General features: G+C 38.6%; 10 protein-coding genes. 2 read left to right on the top strand and 8 right to left on the bottom strand.

The window, feature by feature from the left end:
• Nucleotides 1-16: 16 nt before the first annotated feature.
• The gene (locus A7967_RS08195) at nt 17-829 is read right to left on the bottom strand and encodes a DUF6279 family lipoprotein (RefSeq protein ID WP_244507094.1); all 813 of its coding nucleotides are present in this window, start codon (nt 827-829) and stop codon (nt 17-19) included.
• 580 nt (nt 830-1,409) lie between these two features.
• On the opposite strand from A7967_RS08195, the gene A7967_RS08200 reads away from it, so the two are divergent.
• Nucleotides 1,410-2,135 carry a tetratricopeptide repeat protein gene (locus tag A7967_RS08200; RefSeq protein ID WP_054204970.1) on the top strand — a complete coding sequence of 242 codons (726 nt, stop codon included), beginning with the start codon at nt 1,410-1,412 and terminating at the stop codon, nt 2,133-2,135.
• 461 nt (nt 2,136-2,596) lie between these two features.
• On the opposite strand, the gene A7967_RS08205 is transcribed toward A7967_RS08200, so the two are convergent.
• The 7 genes from A7967_RS08205 to A7967_RS08235 all read right to left on the bottom strand — a co-directional run bounded on the left by A7967_RS08205 (nt 2,597) and on the right by A7967_RS08235 (nt 12,326).
• Nucleotides 2,597-3,967, bottom strand: coding sequence for a coniferyl aldehyde dehydrogenase (locus tag A7967_RS08205; RefSeq protein ID WP_054205065.1), 1,371 nt, complete (start codon nt 3,965-3,967; stop codon nt 2,597-2,599).
• A gap of 228 nt (nt 3,968-4,195) precedes the next feature.
• Nucleotides 4,196-5,671 carry an SLC13 family permease gene (locus A7967_RS08210; RefSeq protein ID WP_054454049.1) on the bottom strand — a complete coding sequence of 492 codons (1,476 nt, stop codon included), beginning with the start codon at nt 5,669-5,671 and terminating at the stop codon, nt 4,196-4,198.
• Between the two features lie 11 nt (nt 5,672-5,682).
• Entirely contained in the window at nt 5,683-6,645 is a 963-nt protein-coding gene (locus A7967_RS08215; RefSeq protein WP_082916326.1) for a porin, read from the bottom strand.
• Nucleotides 6,646-6,830: 185 nt separating this feature from the next.
• Nucleotides 6,831-8,198 carry a sigma-54-dependent transcriptional regulator gene (locus tag A7967_RS08220; protein ID WP_064435623.1) on the bottom strand — a complete coding sequence of 456 codons (1,368 nt, stop codon included), beginning with the start codon at nt 8,196-8,198 and terminating at the stop codon, nt 6,831-6,833.
• Nucleotides 8,195-9,931 carry a sensor histidine kinase gene (locus A7967_RS08225; RefSeq protein WP_064435624.1) on the bottom strand — a complete coding sequence of 579 codons (1,737 nt, stop codon included), beginning with the start codon at nt 9,929-9,931 and terminating at the stop codon, nt 8,195-8,197. The genes A7967_RS08220 and A7967_RS08225 overlap by 4 nt, the downstream gene beginning before the upstream one ends.
• A gap of 36 nt (nt 9,932-9,967) precedes the next feature.
• Nucleotides 9,968-11,944: a TonB-dependent receptor gene (locus A7967_RS08230; RefSeq protein ID WP_054454045.1), complete on the bottom strand. Its 1,977-nt coding sequence runs from the start codon at nt 11,942-11,944 to the stop codon at nt 9,968-9,970.
• Between the two features lie 118 nt (nt 11,945-12,062).
• Nucleotides 12,063-12,326, bottom strand: coding sequence for a CBU_0592 family membrane protein (locus tag A7967_RS08235; protein ID WP_054204975.1), 264 nt, complete (start codon nt 12,324-12,326; stop codon nt 12,063-12,065).
• A gap of 423 nt (nt 12,327-12,749) precedes the next feature.
• Between A7967_RS08235 and A7967_RS08240 the strand changes: the two genes are divergently transcribed.
• The gene (locus A7967_RS08240; RefSeq protein WP_064435625.1) at nt 12,750-13,367 is read left to right on the top strand and encodes a lysozyme family protein; all 618 of its coding nucleotides are present in this window, start codon (nt 12,750-12,752) and stop codon (nt 13,365-13,367) included.
• The last annotated feature ends 72 nt before the right edge of the window (nt 13,368-13,439 follow it).

Raw genomic sequence — 13,439 nt, forward strand, 5'->3', positions numbered from 1 at the left:
TGGATCCCTTAAAATATCAATCATTTATCAAATCGTCTATTTCATCAACCATTTGTGTAAACTCCTTACGTGCATGCTTAATCTGTTTATCCGACAAGGTTTGCCTTAAATCAACTAATAATGCCGCATAACGCGCTAAGTTTTGTTGATCGTGCATAATTAACTCTTCACTCATAAATGCGTGCCTATTTTTAATAATACGGCCAAGCTCTCGCGTAAAATCATCATTATCGAGTTTATCGGAGTTAAATGCAGTGCTCAAAGCATCTAACCGCGTTTGTTTATAGCGTTGCCATAATATAAATGTTGATTGAAATTCACTATTAGCCACTGTAATTAGCTGCGTTTGTTCTGCCGATAATTTTCCCAGCCAATCAGCATAAGTTGCTAATTGATCTTTTAAACGCTCTTCAGAACGCTCCTTTGCTGTTTGCTCTGCAAATTCTTGCTGCTCTTCATTCATTTTGTCGCTAATTGCAGCTATAAACTGTGCACGTTGTTTACTATCAAGTGTTTTGGCAACTTCAATTAAAGGCATGCTTATATGCTCTACTAAAATTTGCCAGTGTTGTTTAGTATTTTGAAAGTGTGCAACAAGTATTTTCTTCGATGGTGTTCCTGACAGTATCTCTTGTAATGTAATAAGATCTTTTTTGTATAACGGTAGCTGTGTTTTTCGGTGCCAATCTCGCATTTCTTTGATTAACGATTTAACCGTTTTACTTTGCTGCTTGTCTAAATCAACATAATCATCAATCCAAAATGTGGATAACCAACCAATATTGTTATAGGTAAAAGATGCTGAACACCCAGCTAAACTAAGCAGCATTAACCCAATCAATCCAAGCTTATAGTTTAAACGTATATTTTTTATAAACATTTTAGTTTTTATTAGAGTACGAATAACCCTACGGTAATCAACTTATTCGCCGGTGTAAATGGAGCAATTCAAAATAAAACAAATTAAATGTAAATAGTTATCATTTAACTGTTGACTGATACGTTAAACTAAGTAATAATCGTTCGCATCAACACAGAGTAACCCACACATTAATACTTCGCTTAGTGTGAATGGAATGTACCGACCTCAGTGCCCTAGGGAAGAATATCCAGTAAGGATGCTGGACCCCTTTAGTACAACTTTGTTGATGAAGATAGTGACGCTTCAGCAGTATTGCTTACTCGACCCAAGTAATACAACTTTAAGATCACACTTACTTGCTACATTGCTCATATCGGTGACGGTTGATATGAACCCAAAAAGCCCCTAAGGGGCTTTTTTTATTTCTTTAAATTTTCTGTAATATCTGTATCTTATATCTATTCGTTATCATTTTTAGAACCAAGCTAGGCAATTGCTATTGTTAGGACTAAAATTAAAGAGTTATAAACTCAATGGAGATATTGCCATGTGGCAACCTAAGTTTAATGTATTGTTAATGGTCGCTGCACTTGGCATTAATGGTGTTGCCCATGCAGGACTTGAAGATGGGATACGCGCGGCCAACGAAGGGCAATTTGAAGAAGCGCTAAAAGAGTTTAACTATCTTGCTGATAAAGGCTTTGCACCTGGTATATACGAATTAGGTAAGCTCTACGAAAACGGTCACGGCGTCGTTCGTAACTACCATAAAGCGGCTGCGCTTTATCAAGAAGGAGTCAAAAAGCAACATGTAGATTCAATGTTTGCTCTTGCGGTTCTTTACCAAGAAGGTAAAGGTGTAAAACTTGATAAGCAAATGTCTGTGACTCTTTTTAAACAAGCAGCAGCAAAAAATATGCCTGCAGCTCAATTTAACCTTGGTGTAATGTATGCTAATGGCGAAGGCGTAAGCCAAGATTATAAACAAGCCATGCGATGGTATGAGAAAGCAGCTGGAAACAACTACACACTTGCGCAATTTAATATGGCGCTAATGTATTTTGAAGGCCTAGGCGTACAAAAGAACATTGAAAAATCGTATATTTGGAATACCATTGCTGAGTATAATGGTAATTTAAATGCAAGCCATAGCCGAAAACTTGATGAGCGTAAAATGCTCCCCGCTGAAGTTACCGAGGCAAAAGAGAAAGCCGATGTACTTTACGAGCGAATTCTGGCTGGACTCTATGCTGGCGAAGGACGTATGTTTTAAGTTTTAGCTAGGTGGTTTTAGCACTTTATTACTGCATCGGGTAAGTAAGTTGCAAGAGTAGAAAACGGTATAGCCCCTAGGGCGTGTTGACCTTTCGTGATTGATTTTGCAGCAGTATGTTTGGTATTTAGGCAAGGCAGCGCCTATGTAGTGTGGTTGTTCCCCATAAATAGGCGATAACGCAGTATAAATGCCAAACATGCGCTGCCCAAAGGGTTCTTTCTAGGGGCGATTGACTCTTTGTTGCTCGGTTTTTACTTATTCTCACATGGATGTGAGCTAGTAGAATAACGCAGGAGCAGTTATCGAGCCCGCTAGGTTACAAACCTCGCGCCGCGATTAAATTGCCCCTAGGTTGAACAAATTTCAATCCACAAAGGTCAACACGCCCTAGATTAGCAAGTTTTAATAAAAGATATATTAAACGCCTAATAACTTAGTCATGGTTATATTTACGCTCTTTATGGGCGTAAATACAACCATTTTAGCACTTTAATTAATGCCTTATTTTGAGACAATAATAGACTTAACTTTGGGTTGAAACTACCCGTTTTTAATGTGTTTCGCGCATGGCTAAATGTTAAAAACCCTTCAACACCATGATAGTTACCCATTCCTGAAGGCCCCAAACCACCAAAAGGTGCATCGTCCGCAGTAACTTGCATTAGTGTATCATTAACAGCAAAAGTGCCACTGTGTGTTGAATCCTGAACGAGCTGATTTACCTGCTGATCTTGCCCCATAACATACAATGCCAGTGGATGTGGATGCTGATTAACATAATCGAGTGCTTGAGGTAAACTTTGATAACTCATAATTGGTAATACTGGACCAAAAAGCTCTTCTTGCATCAATAACATATCATCATTAACGTGTGTCACTATATGCAGACCAAGGCGGTGTTTTTGCTCATCCGATTGATTATCATCAAGCGGCATAACAACTTGCGCACCGCGTTGTTGTGCATCATCGAGCAGGTTAGTTAATCGAGAAAAATGCTGTTCACTGATAATTGACGTTAAATTTTTGCCCTCAACACCCAGCGGAAAATGTTTTTTATATAAAGAACATAAAGTTTTTACCAGCTGCTCCTCAAGTTTTTCAGGAACTAAAATGTAGTCTGGAGCAACACAGATCTGCCCAGCATTGGCCATTTTACCAAATAAAATAGCTTTCGCAGCTTTTAAAATATCAACATTTTCGGTAATGATAACAGGCGATTTTCCACCCAACTCTAACGTTACGGGCGTGAGGTTTTTACTCGCCGCAGTCATAACATGACGACCAACGGCTGTTGATCCAGTAAAAAATAAATGTGCGAATGGTAGCCCCGAAAATTGCTGGCTAAGAGTTGCATCCCCCTCTATAACAGCACAATGCTCTGCAAGTTCATCAGTAAAAATTTGTTTGAGTACTTGGTTTGTGTGCGGGGTAAATTCACTCACTTTTAACAGCACACGATTACCCGCAGCAATCGCAGTGATCACCGGCACGATTGCAAGTTGAATCGGGTAATTCCATGGCGATATTATTCCTACAACTCCTTTGGCCTGATAGCTTACTGCAATTTTTGAAGGTGCTAAGCTCAGCCCAGCTTTACGAGGGGAGTCTTTCGCCCACTTTGGTAAATGCGAGATAGTGTGCGAGATGGTTTTAACAGTAGGTAAAATATCCCCCAACACGGTATCAAACTCAGTTCGATAACCGAAATCTTTTGACGTAGCCGCTATCAATTCATTTTCGCAGGTAATTAACACTCGTTTTAACTGCTTAAGTAACACGATTCTTTTGGCAATTGGTAAATAAGGGGTAGCGTTAAAACGTTGCTGCATATCATTAAGTTGGGCTGATAGTACAACATCAATACAAGGAATTTGGGTATTAGCAGACAAAAGCGTACTCTGAGTATGTGATAAAAGTATAACCAATATATACCTATACCCAAGCAACCTCAAGATACGTGTTTCGCACTAGAATTATATGGCTTAATGTTTTACCACGTAAAAAGAGTGCTATTAAAATTTTAACAGCACTCTTGAGTTGGGTAACTCGTTTAGTTATTAAAAGTTAAAGACGGAGGCCGCAATAGTCATCGTCACTAAAGTGATCAAGATAATAGCAATAAGGTTTAGTACAAAACCGGCTTTAATCATATCCCCTATTTGTATTTGCCCTGAGCCAAACACTATCGCGTTTGGCGGTGTTGCAACCGGCATCATAAATGCGCAACTGCACGCAATTGCTGCAGGGATCACCCATACTAAAGGTGTGCCTGTAACTGATTCAGCAACAGGACCAAGTAAAGGTAAGAATCCAGCGGCTGTTGCTGTATTACTAGTGATCTCAGTTAAAAAGGTAATTAATGTCGCAATTGCTAAGACGCTCAATACAAGTGGGATTGCACTTGCGCCTTCAATCATGTGTGCTATGTATTCAGCTAAACCTGATGACTTTATTTGCGCCGCAAGGGTTAATCCCCCCCCGAACAATAATAACACTCCCCATGGAACGCCTGCGGCACTTGGCCAATCTAAAATGCGCTCGTTACTGCCTTTATTTGCAGGTAATACAAACAACAATAAAGCAGCTGCAATTGCGATGCCTGTGTCAGATATTTTTAAGCCAGAAAAATCCGCAATTAACGGTCTAAATATCCAGCATATCGCCGCAAAAGCAAATACACATAACACGCCTTTTTCAGCTCGTTGCATAAGACCTAAATCTTTCAACTGCGCACTAAAGAGTGACTTAGTATCAACTTTTATCTTTTTCTCATCTGTTTTATCTACTTTATATGCAAATTTAGTTAACCATACCCAACAAATGATCAGCATAGTTAACGATAAAGGCACGCCCACTATCATCCATTGTGCAAAGCCAATTTCAATTTGGTAACTATCAGATAAATAAGCGGCCATTAATGCGTTCGGTGGTGTACCAATTAGTGTTGCAATCCCGCCGATACTTGCGCCGTAAGCAATTGCTAAAAGCAGTGCTTTGCCAAAGCCATTATTATTTGGGTTCGATTTTTGAACTAAGTGTGTAATGGAAAGTGCAATTGGTAACATCATCACTGCTGTTGCGGTATTAGACATCCACATTGATAAAAAAGCAGTTACTAACATCATAGCCAAGATCTGTAAACTGGGTTTTGAGCCAGCATACAACATTGTACGCAGAGCAATGCGCTTATGGAGACCCCAACGTTCCATCGCAATTGAGATTAAAAATCCCCCTAAGAATAAAAATATCAATGGGTGCGCATAAGGTGCTGCCACAGTTTTTATTGCGGCAATGTCCGCAAGCGGTGAAAAAACCAGCGGCAATAACGCTGTAGCAGGAATTGGCACAACCTCACTCACCCACCACGATGCCATCCAAAATGCTAATCCTGCTGTACGAAAAGCCGCTGTGCTCATGCCTGATGGCGGATCCATTAAACAGGTAAATAACATAACCGCAGGGCCTAATAAAAGCATCACCATTTGTAGCATCGGGCTTTTTTCAGATTTACTCTCAATAATTTGTGTACTCATAAATGACCCCTTTAAAATTTATACTTTAAGCCAAGGGCTAAGCTATTGTCTGTTTGCTGCTGTAAATCCAGATCGGTATACAATAAATAAGCCGTGGTCTGTTTATCAAATAAATAGTCAACCCCAGCGGTCCACTGTGTGCCCTTTGTACTATGACGAATGGTTGAGTCATCACTGGCAAATTGCACTTTGGGTTGCCATTTATCTAATTTATAACTCGCACTTAAAACGTAACCATTGCCCGATTTAGTACCATCAACAGATTCACTTCGCTGATAAATAGCACCAAGTTGCAAATCGCTTTGTTTCCACGCAGCCACTAGCCGGCTCGCATTTATGTTATTTAATGAGTCAACATGACTGATTGCTACATAATAGTTTTTATTTCTTAAACCTCGATCACCGTAAATCAATGTCGCTGCAAAGCCAGCTTCGTTGTTTGAACTGTCATCTTGTGGTGCATAAGTCAGTGATAATTGCGCACCTGCAAATGATTTTGAGCTGTAAGTGATTGTATCGCCTAATCGATCTTGGCCTGGTAATAACTGTGCAATATCAGCTTGTGTTTCATTAAAGTTATCAACTTTACCTTCAGAGTACTTAAACCGAGTGTCATTACGTCCAATGACTATCTCACCAAAGTCCCCTGCAAGGCCTAAGTAAGTATTACGAGCTGTAAATGGATCACTTGTATCGTCATGCTCAAAACCTTTAACTTGTACTTCATACTTAAATATAACTTTAAGAGAATCTGTTAAGCCATGTTCACCTTTGACACCAATACGCGAAAACGGGGCATCAATATGTGTCCCTTCCTTTGCATAACGCATTGTACCTTTGTCTGTGTTAGCAATTTGCACTTCAGCTTTGCCATAAATAGAGTACTGCGCAGCATTTACAGGTTGTCCACAGCAAGCTAAAACAAGCCCTGTGGCTGCAAATACAGGGATTGATTTTTTATCTATTATTATCATTATGTGCCCTTATTGTTAGGATCATTTGTTGTTCCTAACAATAAAGGCAAGTTTACTGCCAATCAGTCTAAATTTTAAATAAATAAACATAATCAAAAACTTAAAGTAAAAAGCGAATTTTAAAATCAATTATTAGTGTGGAAAACCGCACACTCCAAAAACATATTTGTCACTGTTTCCACACATTAATCAGTAAACATATCTCGATTAAGTGCATATTTGTTCATTTTATCGTATAAGGTTTTACGCGCAATTTGCAAAGTCTGCATGGTCTCTTTTATGCTTCCTTGATGACGTTCAAGGGCTTCTTCTATTAATGATTGCTCATAAAAACTCACTTTCTCAGCTAAACTCAAATCTTGAGATAATTGCTCTGGGTTATTATTATTTGTATTTGCAAAGGCAAGCTCTACCCCAAGTAGCACAGCACGTTCAGCTTGGTTTCTCAGCTCTCGTACATTTCCAGGCCATAGGTAATTCATTAGCTTTTGCTGCATATCGCTACTTAGCGGCGCAGGTGGCTTATGAAAGCGCGTAGCGGCAATAGAGCTAAAATGTTTAAATAACAAGGGAATATCGGCTTTTCTATCACGCAGTGCTGGGATGCTCACTTTAACTAAATTAAGGCGGTAGTATAAATCAGCGCGAAACTCCCCTTTATCTACCAGTGACAATAAATCAACCTTCGTCGCTGCCACAATACGTACATCTAAATCAATAGCGCTATTACTGCCAACAGGTGTTACTTTTCGCTCTTCGAGCACGCGTAGTAATTTTATTTGCAGTGACGTTGGCGTACTTTCAATTTCATCTAAAAAAACAGTACCACCTTGTGCAAACTCGAATTTTCCTTGGCGGCTTTGCGTTGCGCCAGTGTAAGCACCACTGGCCGCGCCAAATAATTCGCTTTCAATAAGTTGCTCTGGTACTGCACCGCAATTTATAGCAACAAAATTACAGCGAGAACGGTTGCTTTGATCGTGTAAATATCGCGCTACTAACTCTTTCCCCGTACCCGTTTCGCCTTCAATCATCACATCCGCTGGCGTATCAATAACGGTATTGAGTAAATGCATCATTTGCTGCATCTGCACGGTTTCACCCAAAATACGTACACCCGGAGCAGATGTTTTTTCTACTGCTAATTTTAATGCACGGTTTTCCATTACCAGCGCACGTTTATCACTTGCTCTTGCGATACAGTCTAACAATTGCTCTGTCAGTGGTTTTTCAAATAAATCGTAAGCCCCCAACTGCATTGCTTTAACAGCTACAGACACATCAGCAAATCCTGTTAGGAATATAACGGGCAGTTCGCTATCGAATGCCTTAACTTGCTCTAAAAAAGCCAAGCCATCCATTTTTGGCATATTAATATCACTGAGCACAATGCCATTAAAACGACGGCTTAATTTTGATAATGCACTCACAGGTTCACTAAAACATTGTACCTGATACCCTTCGAGTGTTAGCAGTTGATTTAATGAGTCACGGATCATCGCTTCATCATCTATTACAATGATTTGCTTGCAGTCAATAGCTAAAGTATTCATTGCTCTCCTTGGGTACTTGTTAATGTAATTATAAATTGGGCACCGCCGGTAGGACGATTGTGCGCACTTAAACAGCCATTAAATGAATTAATGATCTGCTTAGAAATAGATAAACCTAAACCCAAGCCGTTTGTCGATTTAGTGCTATAAAACGGTTCAAAAATAGTGCCTAACGCATGTAACTCTATGCCCGGACCCGTATCTAAAATTGATAACTTAACGCGATCGTCAAATTGTTCAACCTCAAAGCTTAACTCACGCTTTAGACTTTGTAGCATTGCTTGGCTTGCATTAGTGATAACATTAACTAATACTTGCTCAAATTTAATTTCATCAACCCATACTTTAATGTCATCAGTTATAACGATTTCTTGAACCGTTACATCATCGTGTTTTAACTGTGCGGAAGCAATAACCATCGCATTTCGGAGTAATTGATTTAAGCTTTGTGCTCGTAACTGGGTTTGGGCTGGCTTACTAAAATGCTTTAATTGGCCTACTATTTTATGCACGCGATCTATCAAAGATTGTACGATGACAATATTCTTTGCCGCTTGCTCTATATCCCCCTTGGTAATTAAACGTTTAGCACTAACAAGGTATGTGCTCATAGCACTCAATGGTTGATTAATTTCATGGTTAATACCCGCGCTAAGCTGGCCAATAGTGGCAAGCTTAGCCGCTTGCAGTAACGCTGTTTGAGCATTTTCTAAAGCATGTGTACGCTCTATCACTTCTTGCTCAAGACTGTGCCGCGAATAAAGTAACTTTTTATAACCGGCAAACCTCGCCATTAGACTATAAAAAATAAGCAAGGTACTGATGTAAATAACCGCCAGCCAAAATAACCGCGGGAGTTGATCAAGATTGACCGATGAAACATCCACTAACACCGTCATATCTGCTTTGATCCGATCGATTGAGGCACTTGCTGGTACAAACTGACGACGTGTTTGGCGCTGCCCAATAGACAATAATGTGATGCCTTGGCTTGTGGTTTGCGCTAAATCAATGGCTGTGGGAGTGTGAGCCAAATAACGTCTACTTGTCTGTAACTGTTGCAGCTGTATATTAGATAAAGAATCAAAGGTATTAAGTCGCCATGATTGTTTATCCGACATAGCGATAATTTTATCATCCAGTGTTAAATAAAAATGACTCGCATGCGATGTATTGAGTAATTGACGATCAGTCTCAAATTTAGAGACGTTTACCTTAAGTGTTACAACACCAATAACTTGCTGATTAAGGTAAATAGGCTCTGAAAAATATATACCCCGCTCATTTGAACGTAAGCCCAAAGCAAAATAGGCAATTTTATCACCCGCTAACGCTCGATAAAAGTAAGGCCTGAACGCAAAATTATTACCTATATACGTGTAATCAAGTTGCCAATTACTTGATGCGATCACATCTCCTTCACGATTGAGTACATACACATCAGATGCGCCACTGGCTTGTTGTATATCTGCTAAATAGTTATTAACCTGTTGTGCGGATTGATTTTCATTACTAATAAACGTGGTTAATAATTGATTGTCTGTGGCTAGATAAGGAATTGTTGCAAACCGAGACAGCTCAGTATCAAGGTAGTGACTGAGTTGCCCAACTTGCACTTCGGCTTGGCGCTTTGCATTGCCTAAATCATATTGACGCCCAAATAAAAAACTTAGTAATAACACTATAATGAGCACAACAATAGCAAGCGTAATCTTTCTGGAAAAGTACAACATGAGCAACCATAATGCGCAGCTTAGCGCCTCAAAAACTTAAAATTTGACTTGATAGTGTAACGAGTATTCACTGCCGACACCAGCAACTGCACCATTACTCACTCGCGGATCATATACATAGTAGTGTTTATCTAAGAGATTATGCACTTTTAAGCTGATTTGAGTTTTTGCACTAAGCTGCCAACTTACAGCCCCACCAATGAGAAAATACGCTGATTGATCAAAGATATGATCTGTAGTGTGTGCCTGAACTTGGTCACGCCAAACACTATTTAAACTTAACATCCATTGATCATATTGGTAATTCGCAATCACACTTGCAAAGCGTTTAAATGTTGGTCTCATTGGTACATCAAAATAATGGGTATAAGTAGCTTCAACAGAAAAATCACTGTTTATCTGCACACGGCTATCAAGTTCTATGCCTCGGTTAATGTCATCTAATTGGTTTTCAAAAGTAAACATGTTGTCGTGAATTGTATGCGGCACTATATTAATAAAATCATGTAACTGGTTATAAAACAGTACTGAGTTTAAATGCCAATCCCGATGTTTATAACGCCATACTAACTCTGTCGTTTTAACATACTCAGACTGTAAGTTTGGATTACCCATAGTAACGTCATCATTCGAATATAACTCATTAGTCACAGGAGTACGAAATGACTCGCCGTATTGCAACTTTAAAGTATGCGCTAATGCCGGTTGATAAATAACTGATATACGCGGTGATAATTTACTGTCTAAATCTTTAACATCATCATACCTAGTACCTACAAACAAGGTTAGTTGTTCTGAATAAGGAATTTTAAGCTGCCCATAAACGCTTTTTGTCTCAAAGCTGGATTTGAGATCAGTAAAAGGAGCAAAGTCATTGACTGTTATTATTCCACCTTGATAGAACGGATCTTCGACAATAATTTCACCACGGCTTGAATCAAAATAATTTGTACGCACATCAGCTTTAAGCTGCTCTGCATGGCTATATTCAACACCTGAATTCAATGACCAGCCGTTATAAAATGTATGGCTTGCGTCTATATTTATTTTCAAATCAGTTGTGTGCCAATCAGGGCCAATAAAAAAATCATGATTAGCATTAAGTAACGCGTTGGCTGATGCTATTAACCCTGCACTTTGAATTTCGTGATGAGTATACGACACCTTTGAAGATACAGAGCTCGAATCAGAATCTAGCCAGTCATACCCTAAAGATAGAAAGTGATTTTCGCTACGGTGTTGATTATCGTTAGAATAGCCACCTAAATTAAGAAACTTATTTAATTCAGTAAAATTATAACGCCCACTTAGTGACAATTTATCGATGTTTATACCTACCTCAAGATAGGCAGACTCAAGAGGGTCTTTAACACCTTGCTCATAACGCTCGCCTTCTTTATGGTAGTAAGCCATATTTGCATAAACATGAGTATTGGCATTAAATTGATGATTAAGCGACGAAGTAGCACCTACTTGCCCCGCATTACCTATAGCGATAGACATTTCATTGTGATGCGTTTTAGTAACAATATTCATCACACCCAAAAATGCATTACTGCCATATAATGCAGATCCAGGTCCTCGGATAAATTCAACTTTATCAATGATTTCAACAGGAATATAGGGCATATAAACTGAAGCTTTACCAAACGAGGACTCATTCAAGCGCTCGCCATTGATCATTACCAATATATTACCACTATCTAAATATACACCACGGGCATGATCTTTAGGCACAGCTCCAACCCAATCTCCACGAGTCGATTGCATACCCGGTACAAAATTCATCAGCTCAAAAGCATTATGTATGCCTAATAAAGCGATTTTTTGACGATTAAAAACGGTAATAGTTGATGGGGCTGAGGTAAGTGTTTCGGAAGTTTTTGAGGCAATATCGACTTGAACTTCAAGTAGATCTTCAAAGCTAAGTGCAAATAAATCGTCTGACTCAGTTGCTGATAATGGAATTGTGTAAATACACAAAAAAATACATGCTGATTGCTTTAAAGTCATTACGCCGCTTTACACCTATATTTCATAATAAATTAACTACACTGTAAAAATGTAGTATTTACAATATTAATACAAATGCGCGACGGCGCGATAATTATTTCTATAAATTTTCGTAGATTTAAGCTGTTGCAGTATTACGTTTCGCTTTTAAATATTTATATAAACCGATTAATGATGCTGCAATCCAAAATATTTCTATCACAAAACTTGCTAAATTAAAGTTATAACAAAGACTTATCAATAATAATATAGCCCCCGTTAAATTCATCATATTGTACAACAAGCCTGTTGGCACCGCTTTACCTAGTTGCAACATAAAAAATGCACCAACTACTAAAAAAGTCCCAGTCATACCTACAATATCAAATAAAAGTGCAATCACGTGCGTGTTCCCTTATCCATTCAAATTACCCACACTACTGGCCCAATCCATGGGGAGGGTTGTTTTCAATCATTGAAACAGCAAACCGAGTAAGTCTAGCAGGGTTAAAATATTGGCACAGGATAAATGTCCTGCTTTAGCCCATGCATAGATACAAAGACAAATCACAACATATGCCTAAAGCAATAATTAAAAAGTAAATAAGAAATTGCGACCTTGGTGGTCACCTGTTATCACATTATTTCGCCGAAAAAGTTATGAAAATCATAAGGCCGTACACAATTAGGATTATTGATGCCTTACCCTAAAATACACGCTACCTAAGAAATATAACGTATGAAGTCACAATTCTAATTCATCTATTAACAATTATTTTTTAACTTTCCTATAATTACACTTACTTTATGGTTTATGTGAGCATCCATGAAAAAGCAACAAACCTTAGAAATGGAACGTGTTGAGCAACATTTTATCCGTTATCTACCAGACATCTCATACTTATATCTCGATAAAAATGGCCGAGCTTATATAGGTATGGGTTTTCATATCAGCTCAAAATCTGACTATATTAGGCTTCCCCTTAAAGATAAACGCACTAAAAAAGCAGTAAGCAATATCGATAAGGCCACCGAGTTTGCACGTATAATTCGTTTACCAAAGGGCTATGCCGTGAATTTTTACGAGCCCTTCGGCGAATGTTACTTATCCCATAATGAATCAATCATCTTGTTAAAAAATAAAATCAAGCAACTTACCATTGAATTTAAAGAACAACATGCTGAATTAAATTTTGCACAACTGCCTGCAAAAGTGCAATTGGCAGTGCTCGATGTGGCGTACGATTTAACCGAACAATCAATAAAACACGCTTACCCTGATTTTTATCAAGCTATTTGCATTAAAAATTGGCCTGTTGCCACACAAACGTGCACGCGTTCAGGAATCTGTAAAGTCCGTAATAATGCCGTACAGGCACTTTTTAAAAACCTAGAGACGCCAGATAAAAGCGTCTTTGAGACCTTTAAAAACTGGTTTTTATAAAGTGGATGGTTTTATATTCTCAATTGCAAATATTTATTATATAAAGGATTTCGATTAAAAACTATTTTCATA

Source organism: Pseudoalteromonas neustonica, assembly GCF_001653135.1.
Taxonomy (GTDB): Bacteria; Pseudomonadota; Gammaproteobacteria; order Enterobacterales; family Alteromonadaceae; genus Pseudoalteromonas; species Pseudoalteromonas neustonica.